Raw genomic sequence first — 16,882 nt, forward strand, 5'->3', positions numbered from 1 at the left:
ATACTTAATACTTAAATCTTAATACAACAAACATGGCAAATTTAAAGGAAATCCGTAATAGAATTACTTCCGTTTCATCAACGATGCAAATTACATCGGCAATGAAAATGGTTTCTGCTGCAAAGCTTAAGAAAGCACAAGATGCAATTACAGCAATGCGCCCTTATGCCGAAAAGTTAACTGAATTATTACAAAATCTTTCTGCTACACTTGAAGGTGATGCTGGAGGAGAATTTACTACACAACGTGAAGTAAAAAAAGTATTGGTAGTTGCCATCACTTCTAACAGAGGACTGTGTGGTGCTTTTAATAGTAATGTAATTAAGGAGGCTAAAAATCGTGTTTCTTTTTATGCTGGTAAGCAAGTGGATATTTTCGCTATTGGAAAAAAAGGAAACGATATTCTAACAAAGACTAGCGTAGTTATCGAAAACCAAAGTGGTGTTTTTGACAACTTAACTTTCGATAATGTAGCTGCTATTGCTGATACCTTGACGGAGAAATTTGTTAATGGTGAATACGACAAAATCGAATTGATTTACAATCAATTTAAAAATGCCGCTACTCAAATTGTTCAAACAGAGCAGTTTTTACCTTTAGCGCCTATTAAGTCAGACGTTCCAGTTACCGCAGGAGATTATATTTTCGAACCATCTAAAGAAGAGATTGTCTTGACTTTGATTCCTAAATCATTGAAAACACAATTGTACAAAGGAATTCGTGATTCGTTTGCCTCTGAGCATGGAGCACGTATGACTGCGATGCACAAAGCAACGGATAACGCAACGGAGTTGAGAAATCAATTAAAGTTAACCTACAACAAAGCACGTCAAGCTGCAATTACAAACGAAATCTTAGAGATCGTTGGTGGAGCGGAAGCTTTGAATGGATAAGAATAATTTTTATAATATATTTAGAGTCTCGCAATGCGGGACTCTTTTTTTTTGATTAATTTTATGCCTGTTTATTAATTTAATATTGGAACTCTTGTTACTAAAAGAATTGACCACAATTAACGAAATGCTTGCCGAAATTGAAATCTTAAAGCATTTGTACCCTACTTTCACTATCGAAAAATACCAATCTTATCTTGAAGAAATGGTGCCTCATAATTACAAACAATTAGCAATTTATGACGAGGGTGTTTGTGTGGCGCTAACTGGGTTTTGGACAGGAGTAAAGCTATGGTGCGGAAAGTATATTGAAATTGATAATTTCATCGTCGATCCTAATCATCGCTCCAAAGGTTTAGGGAAAATGTTAACTGATTATATTGATGCTAAAGCTATTGAATTAGGATGTACTATGACTGTTTTAGACGCTTATACAGGTAATTATACCGCGCATCGCTTCTATTACAATCAGGGTTTTGTGCCTAAAGGATTTCACTTTTTGAAAATATTAAATGAAGATGGTTTATCGTAATGTTCCATTTTATGTGCTCAGCGTATACAATTTATTTTAATCAATTGTAGTTACTTACTAATAAACAAAAGAATTAGTTATTTTTGTTTTTAATATAAATCACACCTCTTATTTTGGGATTATACAAAAGCCTTTTTAAACAAACAGCCATTTACGGACTAGCTACGGTTTTGCCTAGGATGTTTAGTTTTATATTAGTTCCACTTTACACTGATTTGCTTCCAGAAGTCGAATACGGAAAAGTATCTATCATTTTTGCTTGGATGATATTTTTTAATGTAGTGCTGGCCTACGGAATGGAAACAGCCTTTTTTAGATTCTACAACAAGGAAACCGATAAAAGTAGTGTGGTTGAAACCAGTTCTGTATCACTATTTTGGACCACCGTTAGTTTTCTATTCATCGCTCTTTTATTTAGAGATCAACTATCTCACTATCTGCGAATCGATGTTCAATATATAACGTATGCTATTTGGATTTTGGTATTTGATGCCTTGGTAATTATTCCTTTTTCAAAATTGCGCGCTGCACAAAGGCCCATCAAATACGCATTGATAAAAATCGGTAATGTGGTTGTTTTTTTATTGCTAAATATCTTTTTTTTAATTTATTTACCCAAAATTGCGACGCATTATCCCGATAGTTTTTTAGGAACAAATTATGTTCCGGATTATCAAATAGGCTATATTTTTATGGCTAATATCATCGCCAGTTTCCTTACTTTTCTGGCTTTGTCTAATAACTATTTGGTTCTAAAGTGGAAATTCAATTTTGCCTTGTGGAAGAGCATGATGCGTTACGGTTTACCCATTATGATTGCCGGTATCGCCTTTGCCATTAACGAACAGTTTGATAAAATCTTATTAGGTCGCTTGTTGCCTGCTAACGTAGCCGAAGCAGAGGTGGGAGTTTATTCTGCTTGTTACAAACTAGGCTTGTTTATGGTTTTGTATAGACAAGCGTACACATTGGGAATCGAGCCCTTCTTTTTTAGCCATGCTTCTGATAAAAATGCGCCACAAACCTATGCCATGATAACCAAGTATTTTGTAATTTTTGGTTCCTTTATATTATTATCGGTTATTGTCTTTGCTGATTTGTTTAAGATGCTTATGATACCTAACGATTCCTATTGGGTCGCTATGAAAGTAGTTCCCTTGATTATATTGGCTAACTTCTTCTTAGGTATATATACCAACTTATCAGTTTGGTACAAACTAATTGATAAAACCTATATTGGCGCTTATATTTCTATTGTAGGAGCAGTAGTTACCTTGGTTTTAAATTTTTTGCTAATACCAAGTATGAGTTATTATGGATCAGCGATCGCGACCTTAGCAGCATACGGAAGCATGATGTTCATTTCGTATTATTTGGGGAATAAATACTATCCTATTCCGTACGAAATGAAAAAAATTGGAGGCTACCTATCCTTATCAGTGATTTTTTCCGCAGTGTCCTTTTACGGATTCCGAGAAAATTATTTTGTAGGCGTTAGTCTATTAATCGTTTTTCTGTATTTCATATACCATAACGAAAAAGAAACCCTCATGAAAATTATAAAAAAATAGTAATTATTTGAAGCCATTTCCTGCTATCCGCTGTATCTTTTTATCCTGATAAAAATCAGGATAAAAAGGATGCCGCTACTATCAGGGCTAAAAAAACAGAAGCGCCATTCACAAATTGTGCTTTAAAACAAACCAATATTATGAAAGTAAACATCATCAATAAATCGCAACATGCCTTGCCACACTATGAAAGCATAGCATCAGCAGGTATGGATTTAAGAGCTAATCTTACGGAGAGCATCAGCTTACAACCCCTAGAAAGAACCATAATCAAAACAGGTCTTTTTATAGAATTACCTATAGGATATGAAGCGCAAGTACGACCGCGCAGTGGCCTGGCTTTCAAAAATGGAATCACAGTGCTTAATTCCCCTGGAACAGTTGATGCGGATTATCGTGGAGAAATTGGTGTGATTTTAGTAAATTTATCCAATCAAGTATTTGAAATTCAAAACGGAGAACGTATTGCACAACTAATCATTGCTAAGCACGATCGTGCTGAGTGGATAGAAGTACAAGAATTATCACAAACTGCTAGAGGTGAAGGCGGATTTGGGAGTACGGGGGTTAAGTAAGTAGTGAATAGCGATTAGTAATTAGTTGACAGTATTCCTTTGTGGAAAGCAAATAAATGTAATATGGAAAGCTATAGCAATCGGTTAAATCCGTTTAATCTGTGGCCTAATATAAAAATAGAATAATCTAACAACACGGAATGAGATTAGTTCGTTCCTCGCAATGATAAATACAATGAAAATAATAGTACCAATGGCCGGACGTGGTTCTCGCCTTCGCCCACATACCTTAACAATACCTAAACCATTAATCCCTATTGCGGGTAAATCGATTGTACACCGTTTAGTAGAGGATATTGCCAAAATACTAAAAGAACCAGTAACCGAAGTTGCTTTTGTTTTAGGTGACGAAGCTTTTTTTGGAGAGCAAGTAGTGGCAGATTTAGAGACTTTAGCCAAAAGCTTGGGTGCAAAAGCATCCATTTATAGACAAGACCAACCATTAGGAACCGGTCATGCGATCATGTGTGCACAAGATTCTTTATCAGGTCCAGCGGTTATTGCGTATGCAGACACCTTGATTAGAGCTGATTTCGAATTAGATCCACAAGCCGATGCCGTAATCTGGGTAAAACAAGTAGACCAACCAGAAGCATTTGGTGTGGTAAAATTAAACGCAACAAATGACATTGTAGAATTAGTCGAAAAACCAACCACTTTTGTTAGTGACTTAGCCGTTATTGGGATTTACTACTTTAAGGAAGTGGGAGATTTAAAAATAGAGTTGCAAAAAGTATTGGACAACAATATTCAAAATGGGGGTGAATACCAAATTAATGATGGTATCAAAGCGATGATGGCGAATGGTAAAGTCTTTAAAACCGGTAGCGTCGACGAATGGATGGACTGCGGTAACAAAGAGGTAACTGTTGAGACCAATAGTAGAATGCTTGGCTTTTTACATCAAGATGGCGTTCCATTAGTGTCTAAATCGGTACAACTAGAAAACTCGACTATTATTCCGCCGTGTTATATTGGTGAAAATGTAGTTTTAATTAATGCAACAGTTGGACCTAATGTTTCGTTAGGAAAAGGATGTCGTGTAGAAAATGCTTCGATAAAAAACAGTTTGATACAAACAAATTCTTTTATAAAAAATGCAACTTTAGACAATGCCATGATTGGGAATCACGCTCGGTTTGATGGTCAATTCACTAGTGTAAATATTGGTGATTATTCTGTACTAGAGTAATTGGATTTATACTTTTAAAGATACTTTTCCACAATATATTTGTAACAATAGAATGAAAAAAAAATCGATTGTTGTTTTACTATTTGCCTTACTAAGCAATTCTGCTTTGCTGTGGTCTCAAGTGGAGCCGGCGGAGACGAAAACCAATGCCGATAAATTTCAGGATTATTTTTATGAATCATTAACCCAAAAAGGAATCGAAAACTACGATAAAGCGATTGTTTCTTTACAGCAATGCTTAAAGTTGGAGCCGCAAAATGCGGTAGTTTTTTTTGAATTAGGCAAAAATTATTTGGCTCAAAAAGACTATCGAAACGCCTTCGCCTCCTTTGATAAAGCAAGCCAAATTGACCCTACAAACAAGTGGTTTTGGATAGGGATGTACGATGTAAATTATGCTACAAAGGATTACCAAGGAGCTATAAAAACCATTGACAAACTCATCACCTTTGATCCTAAGTTCAAGGAAGACTTAACATCTCTTTATATGAATACCGGACAATTTGATGCGGCCCTTGAACTTATTAACGAACTTAATGAAACAGTAGGCAAATCAGATCGCAGAGAATCCTATAAACTACAAATCCTATCACAAGGCAAATATCAAAATACAGAGATTGCTAATCTTCTCCAGCAAATTAGTAAATACCCTCAAGAGGAATCCAATTATATTTCACTGATTTATTATTATTCAAAAAGTGATGATATTAATAAAGTCTTGGAAACAGCACAAAAATTAGAGAAAGCGATTCCTACTTCAGAGTGGGCACAAGTAAGTTTGTTTAAATACTATTTGGAAAAAAACGATGGACCGAAAGCCGTTGCTGCTATGAATATCGTTTTAAAAAGTAACAAAATCGATAATAAAATCAAGCATAGGATTTTAAATGAGTTCTTGATTTATGCGTATGCTAATCAGCAGTACATGCCAGAGGTTGAAAAGGCAGTACGCTATTTTGACTCTGATCCTTCTGTAAATATCGCAAAGGAGATTGGGAAGTACCACCAAAACAAGAAAAACTGGATCGAAGCCATTAATTTTTACGAAATAGCGAACGAAAAAAGTAGTACGGTCGATATTGAAACCAATTTAATTTTGCTTCAAGCCTATACCGAAACGGCACGTTTTGAGGTAATGGTCAAAAAAGCAAATGAACTTTTAGAACTTTTTCCAGCGCAACCACAATTCTATTTTTATGCTGGTTTGGGATACAACCAACTCAAACAATTTAAGAAAGCAAAAGACGTTTTAGAAATAGGCATGGATTATGTAGTAGAGGATATACCATTAGAGGCTAATTTTAATATTCAGTTAGGAGAATCCTATAATGGACTAGGCGATACCAAGAAAAAAGAATTCTATTTTTCTAAAGCCAATCAATTATTAAAATAAAAAAATAAAATGAATCTATTTTCAAGAACAATAGTGATGGTTTGTATTGCGGGTATTAGCTCCGCTTCATTAGTGTCATGTAAAGCGAAGGCTAATGCAGTTGCATCTGTGGCTACTGAGCCGGTTGACTATATGAAAGCGAGTAAAATTATAGGCAATCATTACAACAATAAAAGCACCTTTTCTACTTTATACATTAGAGCTAATGCGAAATATGCTGATGACAAGCAATCTCAAAATGTAACTGCCGAGATCAAGATAAAAAAGGACGAACAAATTTTAGTAAGTGTCCGTTTTCTAGGGATCACGATGGCAAAAGCTTCGATTACACCGACCTCTGTTAGTTACTACGAAAAAATAAAAGGTACTTATTTTGAAGGAGATTTTAGTGCATTGAGTCAATGGTTGGGAACCGACTTAGATTACAGCAAAATTCAGAATTTACTAGTTGGGGAAGCACTCGATGATTTAAAAAAAGGGAAATATACAGAAACTCTTGTTGAGCAATTGTACCGTTTAGATGATGCGATGGTGGATAACACCAAGAAAACATTTTACATTAACGGAGCTGATTTCACCGTAAACAAACAAGAGATCACCCAAACTGCTGAGTCTAGAATGATTCAAGTAGCCTATGCAGAGAACAAAGTATTTACAGAAGCCATTATGCCTACTAATGTGAACATTAAAACATTTCAGCCTAAAGGAAAGTCTGAAATTAATTTAGAGTACAACACCATCACCTTTAATGAAGAACTTTCTTTTCCTTATAGTGTGCCAAATGGTTATAATCGAATTATAATTAAGTAAATTTGCAAAAATATTTTTTAAGATGCCAAAATTTCTCCTAAGCCTACTATTTATTTGCTTGACTTCCCTTTCATGGAGCCAGTCGCAACAAGAAAAGTTAGAACAACGTAAAGCTGAAATACAAAAAGAGATTAGAGAAAACGAAAAAATGCTCCTTAACGTTAAGTCTAAGGAGAAGTCAGCTATGAATGTTTTTTTGATTCAAAAAAACAAGATCCGTTTAAAGGAAACCTTGATAAATACTACTGAAAAGCAAATGAAGTTGCTTGCTAATGATATGTATATTAATCAAATGAAGATTAATAAACTGAACAAAGAATTAGATGTTCTAAAAGAAGACTATGCAAAGATGATTGTGAAGTCCTATAAAAGTCGTTCAGAGCAAAGTAGAGCGATGTTCATTTTATCCTCTGAAAACTTCTTGCAAGCCTACAAGCGAGCGCAGTATTTGAAGCAGTACACCAGCTTTAGAAAAAACCAAGGAGAAGAAATTAAAAGTAAATCAGTAGAACTGGTTGATTTTAACGCAAAATTAAACGTTCAAAAAGTAGCTAAGAAAAAATTACTTGTTGAGAATCAAAAGGAACGTGTTGCCTTAGAAAAAGAGAAACAAGTACAGGAACAATTGGTGAATTCGATTAAAAAAGACAAGAACAAAATTGTATCTGACATTCGAAAAAAACAAAGAGAATCCAAATCTATCGATAAACAAATTGATCGTTTAATTAGAGAAGCAATTGCCGAAGCCAATAGAAAAGCGGCGTTGGAAAGAGCAAAAGCGCAAGCTCTAGCCTCTAAATCTACTGATACTCCTAAGGAAGTTGCAGCCAAAGCAGCCAAAACACCAGTATCGTCCTCTAGAATAGAACTAACACCGGAGTCAAAAATAATTGCTGATAATTTTAGAGCCAATAGAGGGAGCTTGCCTTGGCCTGTAGAAAAAGGATTTATCTCTCTAGGGTACGGAAATCAAGCACATCCCATTTACAACACCTTAGTGATTCACAACAGTGGAGTAGAAATTACTACTAACGAAGGCGCTAGTGCAAGAGCCGTTTTTAGTGGTGAAGTAACGAGTGTCATCGTGTTATCACCTATCAATAAGGCAGTAGTAATACAACATGGAGATTTCTTTACGGTTTACCAAAACTTAAGTTCAGTATCAGTTAACCAAGGAGAAAAAGTGAGCGGTAAGCAAACTATCGGAAGAGTGAGAACCAATGGAGATACGGGTAAAACGGTCATTAAATTTTTACTCTCTCAAAACACCGTTTACACTAATCCACAACCGTGGTTAGCTAACAAATAGCGGCGTAAAATAATGTCATAAAAAGAGCGAATCAATAATTTGATTCGCTCTTTTTTTTTGGTATGTTGCAGTACTTATTGAATTTTGTAGTAGGGATTTTGCCTACTAAACGGTTTTCCAAAGGTAGAAGTAAGGATATCCTATTCTATTATTTTTTTTAAGAGAGTGTATTATTTATTAAAAGTAGCTTCTATTCCTTTTAGCACTTGCTCTGTTTTCCAATTTCCGGAAACAATCATGCGTCGTATCGTATAAAGCGGCGCGACCGTATCTCTCTTGGTAGATAAAATATAGGCCATTTTGTAACCGCTTTTTTCAATTTGTGGTATGGCGGTAGTGTTCCAGAGGCCAAAAGGGTAAGCAAACGAGGTTACCGGTTTACCAATGATTTTTTCTAGTTTTGCCTTAGGTTTTACGAGTTGAAGTTCCCAATCATCAGCTGTATATTTAGTCACCATATGGTGGTCCCATGTATGAGCGGCTACTTCATGACCCGCCTCAGCTAGTTTTTTTATATCGTCAGCGGATAGATAATTGGGTCGATTGATAGCAACGGTCATCACGAAGAATACTCCTTTAAAATTATATTTTTCCATTTCAGTTGCGCCAATGCTATACTGTTCTCCTCTTGTATCATCAAAGGTAATCATAATGGGTTTTGCGGGTAGTTTATCTCCGTAAGCTAAATAATTATACAATTGCTGGGGTAGAATACTGTGATAACCAGCGTCATGAATTGCTTTCATTTGTGCTGCAAAATTCAATGGTTTTACCGTATAGATTTTGGTCATTTCACCCGCTTGATCTGTAAAATATTTGATATTGTGGTAACATAAAATAGGCACTTCTTTTCGGTTGAGTATTGTGGCTGCATCAGCCATTACCTTAGGGGCATCAGCGGTTTTAGTACTAGGTTGTGGTGCTGTAATTTGTTCAACAACTGGTGTGGGAGCATTCTTTTTTTGCTGACAAGCTGTGATTAGAAAAAAGACTACTAAGGAGGTAACTATTTTATTTTTCATATGGCACAGTGTATTAGATTATTGAAATTGAATGTAAATTGGCTTTGGCGTCAATTGTAATAGCTCCTCTGGAGTATACATGGTCCAATTATTCCAATTGTCATTTTTGTAAAACAATTTAAAACCAGTAAACTGTACAGGCTCTCTAAAAATATAAGTTTTATAGGTAGATCGTTTTAAAACTTTACTCCCAAAACCGTCCATATCCATGACTATTTGGACTTCTGGAACTGTTTTTATTTTTTTATAATTAGTCACCATTCCTTGTGTAAAACGATGTACTACAAGTACTTTAGGCGGAAGTTTATGCTCCTTAACTACCTTGGCCAAAATATCAATTGCGTCATTAATATCGTCGGCAGTAAAGGAACCAATTTTTGAACCCGGAATTTCTCCATTTTTCAACGAAAATTCAGGATCGATACCTAAATGTACATTGGGTAAGGCTAAAAAACGTTCTAATTCTGAGACCTCTGCTTTGACGGTACTATGACCCACTTGAATGTCTAAGAAAACGAGTGCTTTTATGGGTTTTGCCCAACTTAAAACAGTGTCAATTTGCTTAAATGGCATTCTCATTCGGTGCATATTATCTCTTCCCGGTGCACCTTGAGCGGTAACGGCTATATAATGTAAAGCAGGAATTGCAATCAAACTCGAATCTGCTTTTTGCCATTTAGCGACTTCGGCTTCTAATTTAGAAATCATCTCTGCACGAGGGTATTCTCCTAAAACGCCCATTCGTTTCGAATATAAATTTCCGTAAAAGGCAATAATTCTGTGGTAAGGCAATACTGCACCAGGCAATGGGTAGGGTGTTTTAACGGGCCATCTACCGGTAGTGTCGTTATTGCTTAGAGCAACTATTCGTCTGTTGTAGTCAATAGTATCAATAGTGTTAGCCGCTTTTTGTAAAAGGGAATCTTTTTTAATGATCGCGATCGTGTCTTGGTTGCTATCTTCGCTAGTTTCTTTGGTTTTTTGACAACTAAAAAACGCAAGAGTAAAAAAAGAGCAAAGAAGTAAAGGAAGTAATTTTTTCATATCGCATTTTATTATAGTAACCTACAAAGATAGGTGAATATAGCAACGTTCTTCGTACTAAATTAGTATGATACGTTCTTACTTTTATCTAATGAACAAATAAGTTTTACTATTACTTAGTGATAATCCATTGAGCTAGTTTTGTAACTACCTTTTAATAGCCTATTTTTAGTTTTTTAATTCCTGTAAAAAGTAAAACTGTGTTTCCACTAAAATTTTCCTCTTTTTTTGCGCTATTGTTTGCCGCTTTCTCCGCTCTTGGCCAAACCAAAAAAGATACTACGGCCTTATCAGAAATTAAGATAACTGCTTCTCCTATAGCAACACAACTGCAAGTAGCGGCATCATCAGTCGCGATTATAGAAAAGAGTGCGATTCAAAAAAATGATGGTGCGATTCTAACTCCAATTTTGAATAAAATCGCAGGGGTTTATATGCAACAGGGCGCGCTAAACACCAATAGAATCACCATTCGAGGTATAGGTGCTCGAACGCCATTTGGGACCACCCGCATTAAAACGTATTTTGATAATATTCCGCTTACGAACTCGGAGGGTGAATCAAGTATTGAAGATATCGATCTAGAAACCATTGGTAAAATCGAAATTAGTAAGGGGCCTAATACTACTAGTTTTGGCGCCGGTTTGGGAGGTACGATTCATCTTTTTACAAATTCTGCCACAGAACAAGAAACCTTTGCTAAATCGAGTACTACCTTTGGGAGTTTTGGATTAGTGAAGCAAAGTTTTTCAGGCGGATATGTTTTAGAAAAATCTAATTTGTATGCTAATTACATTCATTTACAAAGTGACGGCTTTCGCCAAAATTCTGCTTACGACCGAAAATCAGTTCATTTACAAGCCAAGCAAAAAATTAGTGCGACCGCTAGCTTGTCTTTTTTAGGAGTGTATACTAAACTGAAGGCCTTTATCCCAAGTTCGATTAATGAGACTGATTTTAACAACAGTCCTCAAAAAGTAGCAGCCAATTGGTTAGCGGCTGAAGGGTTTGAGTCGTACGATAAATTTCTAGTCGGAATTGGATATGAGCAGCAATTAGGCAGTAAATGGCTATTCAAATCCAGTGTCTTTACCAATTATAAAAAAGCATTTGAACCACGACCTTTCGATATTCTGGATGATGAATCTGCCTCTGTGGGCTTGCGATCAACGATAAACTACAAGAGTGCGATTTTATCAGTTCCGTTTGAGTTAAGCGTAGGAACCGAAATGGCTTTTGACTCCTATCGTTTTTCGCTCTTTAGAAATTTATACCTGTCGCAACCCAATCAAGGAAGTGTGCAGGGAGCTGAATTTAGTACTAAAAAACAAAATAGTAGTTACCAAAATTATTTTGCTCAAATGGATTTTTCACTTTCTAAAAAATGGCATTTGGAAACAGGCTTGGCCTTGAATTCAACTCAATATGCTTTAGAGGATCTTTTTGGGAGTACTTCAGCACCTAAACTGGCCTATAGTTTTGGAACCCTATTATCGCCAAGAGCTGGCTTATCCTATAGCTTTACTAAAAAGCAAACACTTTTTGCCGCGGTAAGTAAAGGATTCTCGACCCCGACCGTAGCTGAAACTTTAACCCCTACAGGAGCAATAAATACCGACTTGCAGCCCGAAATAGGTTGGAATTATGAACTAGGTTGGAAAGTACGAAGTTTGGATAACAAGCTTTACACAGAGCTCAGTTTATTTAGTACGCAAATAACCAATTTGTTAGTAGCAAGACGCACTGCCGAGGATCAATACATAGGGATTAACGCCGGAGCGAGTTCCCACAACGGTGTGGAGCTGCTACTGAATTATCAGTTGCTAAAAAGGGCATCTTGGGAATTAAGTACGAATCTTTCGGCGGCAGTAAATCATTTCAGGTTCAAGGATTTTGTTGATGATACCAATGATTATTCTGGAAATAAATTAACTGGTGTGCCCAGCGCACAATGGCATTTAGGAGTAGACTTGACGACACAATCGGGTTTTGCATTCACCGCTTCTTATTTACAAGTAGGGAAGATCCCTATGAATGATCAAAATTCAAAATTCACAGAATCGTATTCCTTGGTTGATCTTAAAACGAGTTATGCTTTTTCTATCTTAAAAACCATTAGAGCTACCCTAAGTGCTGGAGCTAACAATTTAACCAATACGCGTTATGCTTCAAGTATTTTACCTAATGCTGTTGGTTTTGGAACAGCACAACCTCGTTCGTACTATCCGGGAAACCCTCGCAATTATTATGGAGGATTTGCCGTTAGTTATCTTTTTTAAAGTAAGTGTATTGTATTATTTTTTTACTGAAGCAACCTCTGCTACCGTTACCATTTTTGCTTGTTTGTTAGACCAAGAATTCATGATGTAGTTCATAACATCTGCTACTTCTTCATCACTTAAACCCATGGGAGGCATCATGCTACTAAATTTCTTTCCATTCACTACTATAGCGCCTTTTATGCCATATTTTACAGCATGAATACTCTCCGTACGTTTATTTTTTAACCAGTCAGAGCCGTCAAGCGGCGGGTAACTGCCACCACTACCATTTCCTGTAGCTTTGTGACATTGCATACAAAAATCAGCATATACCTCTTTGCCATTAGCGATGCTTTTTTGTAAATCGGTTTGCTGATTTATTTTGGTAGGTAGTGTAGTATAATTTGTTGCTACAGTGCTAGAAAGGGAACTGCTGACTAAAGTAAAAGCAGTTGAAGCGATTACTGCTAATGTCACGGATATTTTTGATACAATCATTTTAGTTTGGGATTATTTTTAGAATTCCTTTTCCTTCTACACCAAGGTAAATATAACCATCAGGACCTTGAATGATGTTGCGCAATCGCCCTACATCAGTAGCAATTTTTTGTCTGCCTGTGATTTTATTTCCTGTAAAAGTAAGCATTTCTACATATTGAAATTTTAATGAACCTACTAATAAGTTCCCTTTCCAGTTCGGGTAAATAGTACTACTTATAAAAGCCATTCCGCTTGGCGCAATAGAGGGTGCCCAATAATATTCAGGATCTTGAATACCTTCTTTTTGTTGCTCCTTGCTTATGATGGTGTTGTCATAGTCAATCCCGTAGGTTACAACCGGCCAGCCGTAATTGGCACCTTTTTTTACAATATTAATTTCGTCTCCACCTTGTGGACCATGTTCATGCTCCCAAATAGCGCCAGTTTCAGGATGCTTTACCATTCCTTGCGGATTTCTATTTCCGTAGGTATAAATTGCTTCTTTGGCATTAGCCACGCCCACAAACGGGTTGTCTTTTGGGATACTGCCGTCTGCATTTAGTCGGTAAATTTTTCCGTTGTCTCTTGTAAGATCTTGGGGATTTACATAGTGAGCTCCACGTTCTCCTGCTGAGAAATACAAATAACCGTCGTTGTCAAAAACAATGCGAGAACCAAAATGTTGCCCTTTGGTTGTATTAGGCCCACATTTGTAAATGGACTCTATAGCGGTTAAACTTTCGTTTTCTAGCTTGGCGCGAATAATTTTTGTGTTTCCTCCTGTTCCCTCTCCTTCTGTTGAGGCATAACTAATGTAAATCCAACCATTTTTAGCGTAATCAGGATGTAACGCAATATCAAGCAAACCACCTTGTCCTCGGTTGTATACTTCGGGTACATTCTTAACTTCCGTTTTTTTACCTTTTATAACATGATACAAAATTCCGCTCTTTTCCGTTACTAAAAAGGAACCGTCTGGTAAAAAAGTCATTCCCCAAGGAATTGGGATACCATCAACAACAGTTTCTAATGTATAATTTAAGGGAGCTTCCCTTAGGGGCAAATCATTTAGTTTTACTTGCGAGTTACATCCTATAGTGGCCATCGTAATAATAGCGAGAGCAAAATTTTTCATGTTTTCAATGTTTAAAGGATTTTAAAGATAGTAAAAAAGTTTTAAAAACGGTTTTGAATGCACAGATCAAGCAGCCGTATTTTAGGCGAGCCGTTTTTGTAGGACCTGTGCTGGTAAGGGTATCTCAGAATTTGAAATCGAATACAAGATTATTTAGTAAGCTTTTATTAGCCTCTTTAATTTTCTTACATTTATTTTTAAAATCTGTAGCCAAATCATTTTAAAATTATGATTATTAGCTTTATATTCGCAATCTGATTTTCAAGATATTAAAACGAATTAATGAAAAAAGCGTTCTGTATTCTCTTACTTATTGTACTTCCTTACGTAGCAGTGGGGCAGTATGTAAAAGCATTACGATATGATGAGCGAAGCATTAACAAGGCTTTTATTCAGGATACGGTACGAATTGATGTTGCTCTACAAAAAGCCATCAGTTTCCCAATTAGTAAGGATAAAGAGGCTTTAGTTTATTTTGAAAAAGCGGCCGCTTTGGCTAAAAAACTAAAATCGCAGGAACAAATTGCTAAGGCATTTTTGATTAAAGGGACTTATTATCGAGACAACTTCAATTATTTTGAGGCTATCAAAAGTTTAAATAAAGCATTGCCCTATCTCGAAAACACAAAAGATAGTAAGCACCTGAGCAAACTATACTTCTATCTGGGACAATCGTACTTTTTTGTGTACTCTGATGATATTGCATTTAAATATTATTTGAGAGCTTTGAATTTGTATAAGAAAGACAAAAACGAAGTTGGGATGGCCTATTGTTACAATGGTTTTGGTACCATTTACACGAAAACCAATCCTAAAGAGGGGTTAAGATACCTGAATAAATCACTAGCTCTTTTCAAGAAAAACAACTTTAACAAAGGGATAGCCATAAGCTACATTAACATGGCGAATGCTATTGCTGATTATGACCAAAGCATCGTACTGTACAATAAATCAATAGCGGTTATAAAAGGGCACAAGGACGATTATAGTTTAGCAGTAAACTACAATAACTTAGGAGATTGTTATATGCATGCTGAGGAGTACAACAAAGCTATAGCTTATTTTGAAAAAGCCTTGTTGATTTCAGATCAAATGGAATCTAAACCACTACATGGCCTACTGTACCTTAACATTGCCGAGGTAAAGTTAAAACAACAACTGTATGATGACGCTATTAAATACTCTAATATAAGTCTAGAATATTCAAAAGAAAAAGGCGATATCGAAATACAAGCGGCTAATATTTTAGCGCTTTCGGATATATATGAGCAACAAGGAAATATAAAGAAAGCGTTGCAGTACAAAAGCGAATATATTGAAACAAAGGAGCGGGGCTTAAAATATAGTGATCAGAAAAAAATACAGTTGTTCCAGAGTTTAAACGAATTAGATAAGACGCAATTTGAGGTACAGAAACTTAAAATTCAGAATGAGAATTCAGATTTGAAGTTACAAACTAAGAATAACGAAGCCTATTTCTTGATTTTTGTTACTTTAGGATTAGTTTCGATTGTTGTTATATTGTTTGTACAACGGAAAGCAAAAAATAAAATTTATGCGGAGCTCAAAGAGCAAACAGAGCAAATTAGTGCCTTAAAAGATAATGTTCAGGTGCAAAATGACAACCTGAACGATTTGAACAACACTAAAAACAAACTCTTTAAAATCATTGCACATGATTTAAAAAATCCGTTGAGTTCAATCGAAGCCTTCACGGACTTAATGCTGCAGGACGATGTAGAATGTAGTGAAGAGGATAAGGTTCTTTTTCTGAATTTAATAAAGGAATCAGCTACTAAAGCATCGGAAATTTTGAACGATGTTTTAATATGGGCTTTGAACCAAGAGAAACCTGTAGAAAATAAAAAGCTATCGATTAAAAACTTGATCGACGAGGAGTTGAAATTATTAGAGATTCAGGCCTTACAAAAGGAGATCAGCATACACAATCAAATTGATTCTGACTTAGATGTGGTTACCGATAAAAACAAAGTAGCTACCGTCATCAGGAATTTGATCTCGAATGCGATCAAATATTCACATTCCAAAGGCGCAATTACCATCAGCGCCACTTTACAAGACCAATTCATAAAAATTACGGTTATGGATCAAGGTATTGGTATGACAAAAGAGGAAATGCACAACCTTTTTATTGTCGATTATAAAAAATCGAAATTAGGAACCAATAATGAGGAAGGTACTGGTTTAGGCCTAGTGTTGTGCAAAGATTTTGTCCAAAAATTAGGAGGCAAAATGACCGTTAGCAGCGAACTTAATCAAGGAAGCGCCTTTAGCTTTACGTTGCCTTACGACAGCGGAGCAACCCAAGCATAGCGTAAACTAATGCTACGCTAATACAGCTTGCGTTACGAGCAATCTCCTCTTATATTGCGATAGGATTCTTAATTTTATCAAATCACCACTGTTATTTATTGTTCGAATTTACCCGTTATATTGATCGGTCTAGTGTACTAAAATAGGGAACGTTACTGCTCTTGATTAGCCCTGACCCTAGCGAAACTCCTGTTGCAGGACGGCTGTTCGTTTTTCGTGGGCTGCAAGAGCGACAGCAGGAAGCTCCTTGCAGCCCATAGAAAACACAGCGGGACCAAACAGAGTGTAGCGGAGGGCAGGAATAGCTCCTAAAAACAGATGATGTAGGTAT

At 36.1% G+C, this 16,882-nt stretch carries 14 protein-coding genes; 10 read left to right on the top strand and 4 right to left on the bottom strand.

From position 1 onward, the window contains the following. The first annotated feature begins 32 nt into the window (after positions 1 to 32). The 8 genes from atpG to H8R22_RS02860 all read left to right on the top strand — a co-directional run bounded on the left by atpG (position 33) and on the right by H8R22_RS02860 (position 8,275). Positions 33 to 893, top strand: coding sequence for an ATP synthase F1 subunit gamma (atpG, locus tag H8R22_RS02825; protein WP_187009040.1), 861 nt, complete (start codon positions 33 to 35; stop codon positions 891 to 893). Between the two features lie 94 nt (positions 894 to 987). Further along, complete coding sequence (locus H8R22_RS02830; protein ID WP_225875978.1) at positions 988 to 1,425, top strand: GNAT family N-acetyltransferase; 438 nt, start codon at positions 988 to 990, stop codon at positions 1,423 to 1,425. A 113-nt stretch (positions 1,426 to 1,538) separates the two neighbouring features. Beyond that, positions 1,539 to 2,996, top strand: a complete 1,458-nt coding sequence (locus H8R22_RS02835) for a lipopolysaccharide biosynthesis protein (protein WP_187009039.1) — start codon at positions 1,539 to 1,541, stop codon at positions 2,994 to 2,996. 140 nt (positions 2,997 to 3,136) lie between these two features. Next, positions 3,137 to 3,571 carry a dUTP diphosphatase gene (dut, locus tag H8R22_RS02840; RefSeq protein ID WP_187009038.1) on the top strand — a complete coding sequence of 145 codons (435 nt, stop codon included), beginning with the start codon at positions 3,137 to 3,139 and terminating at the stop codon, positions 3,569 to 3,571. A 175-nt stretch (positions 3,572 to 3,746) separates the two neighbouring features. Further along, positions 3,747 to 4,763 carry a sugar phosphate nucleotidyltransferase gene (locus H8R22_RS02845; RefSeq protein ID WP_187009037.1) on the top strand — a complete coding sequence of 339 codons (1,017 nt, stop codon included), beginning with the start codon at positions 3,747 to 3,749 and terminating at the stop codon, positions 4,761 to 4,763. Between the two features lie 52 nt (positions 4,764 to 4,815). Continuing rightward, positions 4,816 to 6,156 carry a tetratricopeptide repeat protein gene (locus H8R22_RS02850; RefSeq protein ID WP_187009036.1) on the top strand — a complete coding sequence of 447 codons (1,341 nt, stop codon included), beginning with the start codon at positions 4,816 to 4,818 and terminating at the stop codon, positions 6,154 to 6,156. A gap of 9 nt (positions 6,157 to 6,165) precedes the next feature. Further along, the gene (locus H8R22_RS02855; RefSeq protein WP_187009035.1) at positions 6,166 to 6,966 is read left to right on the top strand and encodes a DUF4292 domain-containing protein; all 801 of its coding nucleotides are present in this window, start codon (positions 6,166 to 6,168) and stop codon (positions 6,964 to 6,966) included. A gap of 22 nt (positions 6,967 to 6,988) precedes the next feature. Continuing rightward, positions 6,989 to 8,275, top strand: a complete 1,287-nt coding sequence (locus tag H8R22_RS02860; RefSeq protein WP_187009034.1) for a murein hydrolase activator EnvC family protein — start codon at positions 6,989 to 6,991, stop codon at positions 8,273 to 8,275. Between the two features lie 170 nt (positions 8,276 to 8,445). Here H8R22_RS02860 and H8R22_RS02865 read toward each other — a convergent pair whose 3' ends face one another. Beyond that, on the bottom strand, positions 8,446 to 9,297 hold the full coding sequence (locus H8R22_RS02865) for a polysaccharide deacetylase family protein (RefSeq protein WP_187009033.1): 852 nt from the start codon (positions 9,295 to 9,297) through the stop codon (positions 8,446 to 8,448). Between the two features lie 18 nt (positions 9,298 to 9,315). After that, a complete protein-coding gene (locus H8R22_RS02870; RefSeq protein ID WP_187009032.1) occupies positions 9,316 to 10,341 on the bottom strand; it encodes a hypothetical protein in 1,026 nt (341 codons plus the stop codon). Positions 10,342 to 10,541: 200 nt separating this feature from the next. Here H8R22_RS02870 and H8R22_RS02875 point away from each other — a divergent pair, with 200 nt between their 5' ends. Continuing rightward, positions 10,542 to 12,620, top strand: a complete 2,079-nt coding sequence (locus H8R22_RS02875) for a TonB-dependent receptor family protein (RefSeq protein ID WP_317171724.1) — start codon at positions 10,542 to 10,544, stop codon at positions 12,618 to 12,620. A 15-nt stretch (positions 12,621 to 12,635) separates the two neighbouring features. On the opposite strand, the gene H8R22_RS02880 is transcribed toward H8R22_RS02875, so the two are convergent. Both H8R22_RS02880 and H8R22_RS02885 read right to left on the bottom strand, forming a co-directional pair. Further along, positions 12,636 to 13,100 (bottom strand): c-type cytochrome, encoded by a 465-nt coding sequence (locus H8R22_RS02880; protein WP_187009031.1) that lies wholly within the window; start codon positions 13,098 to 13,100, stop codon positions 12,636 to 12,638. A 1-nt stretch (position 13,101) separates the two neighbouring features. Further along, entirely contained in the window at positions 13,102 to 14,217 is a 1,116-nt protein-coding gene (locus H8R22_RS02885) for a PQQ-dependent sugar dehydrogenase (protein ID WP_187009030.1), read from the bottom strand. A gap of 282 nt (positions 14,218 to 14,499) precedes the next feature. Between H8R22_RS02885 and H8R22_RS02890 the strand changes: the two genes are divergently transcribed. After that, entirely contained in the window at positions 14,500 to 16,551 is a 2,052-nt protein-coding gene (locus H8R22_RS02890; protein ID WP_187009029.1) for a tetratricopeptide repeat-containing sensor histidine kinase, read from the top strand. Positions 16,552 to 16,882 lie beyond the last annotated feature (331 nt).

This window comes from Flavobacterium kayseriense, from assembly GCF_014305095.1.
In the GTDB taxonomy this organism is placed as follows: Bacteria; Bacteroidota; Bacteroidia; order Flavobacteriales; family Flavobacteriaceae; genus Flavobacterium; species Flavobacterium kayseriense.

Coding starts and splice junctions, on each gene's coding strand:
- atpG (WP_187009040.1), top strand. CDS start 33: ATGGCAAATTTAAAGGAAATCCGTAATAGAATTACTTCCGTTTCATCA.
- dut (WP_187009038.1), top strand. CDS start 3,137: ATGAAAGTAAACATCATCAATAAATCGCAACATGCCTTGCCACACTAT.
- H8R22_RS02845 (WP_187009037.1), top strand. CDS start 3,747: ATGAAAATAATAGTACCAATGGCCGGACGTGGTTCTCGCCTTCGCCCA.
- H8R22_RS02850 (WP_187009036.1), top strand. CDS start 4,816: ATGAAAAAAAAATCGATTGTTGTTTTACTATTTGCCTTACTAAGCAAT.
- H8R22_RS02855 (WP_187009035.1), top strand. CDS start 6,166: ATGAATCTATTTTCAAGAACAATAGTGATGGTTTGTATTGCGGGTATT.
- H8R22_RS02860 (WP_187009034.1), top strand. CDS start 6,989: ATGCCAAAATTTCTCCTAAGCCTACTATTTATTTGCTTGACTTCCCTT.
- H8R22_RS02865 (WP_187009033.1), bottom strand. CDS start 9,297: ATGAAAAATAAAATAGTTACCTCCTTAGTAGTCTTTTTTCTAATCACA.
- H8R22_RS02870 (WP_187009032.1), bottom strand. CDS start 10,341: ATGAAAAAATTACTTCCTTTACTTCTTTGCTCTTTTTTTACTCTTGCG.
- H8R22_RS02880 (WP_187009031.1), bottom strand. CDS start 13,100: ATGATTGTATCAAAAATATCCGTGACATTAGCAGTAATCGCTTCAACT.
- H8R22_RS02885 (WP_187009030.1), bottom strand. CDS start 14,217: ATGAAAAATTTTGCTCTCGCTATTATTACGATGGCCACTATAGGATGT.
- H8R22_RS02890 (WP_187009029.1), top strand. CDS start 14,500: ATGAAAAAAGCGTTCTGTATTCTCTTACTTATTGTACTTCCTTACGTA.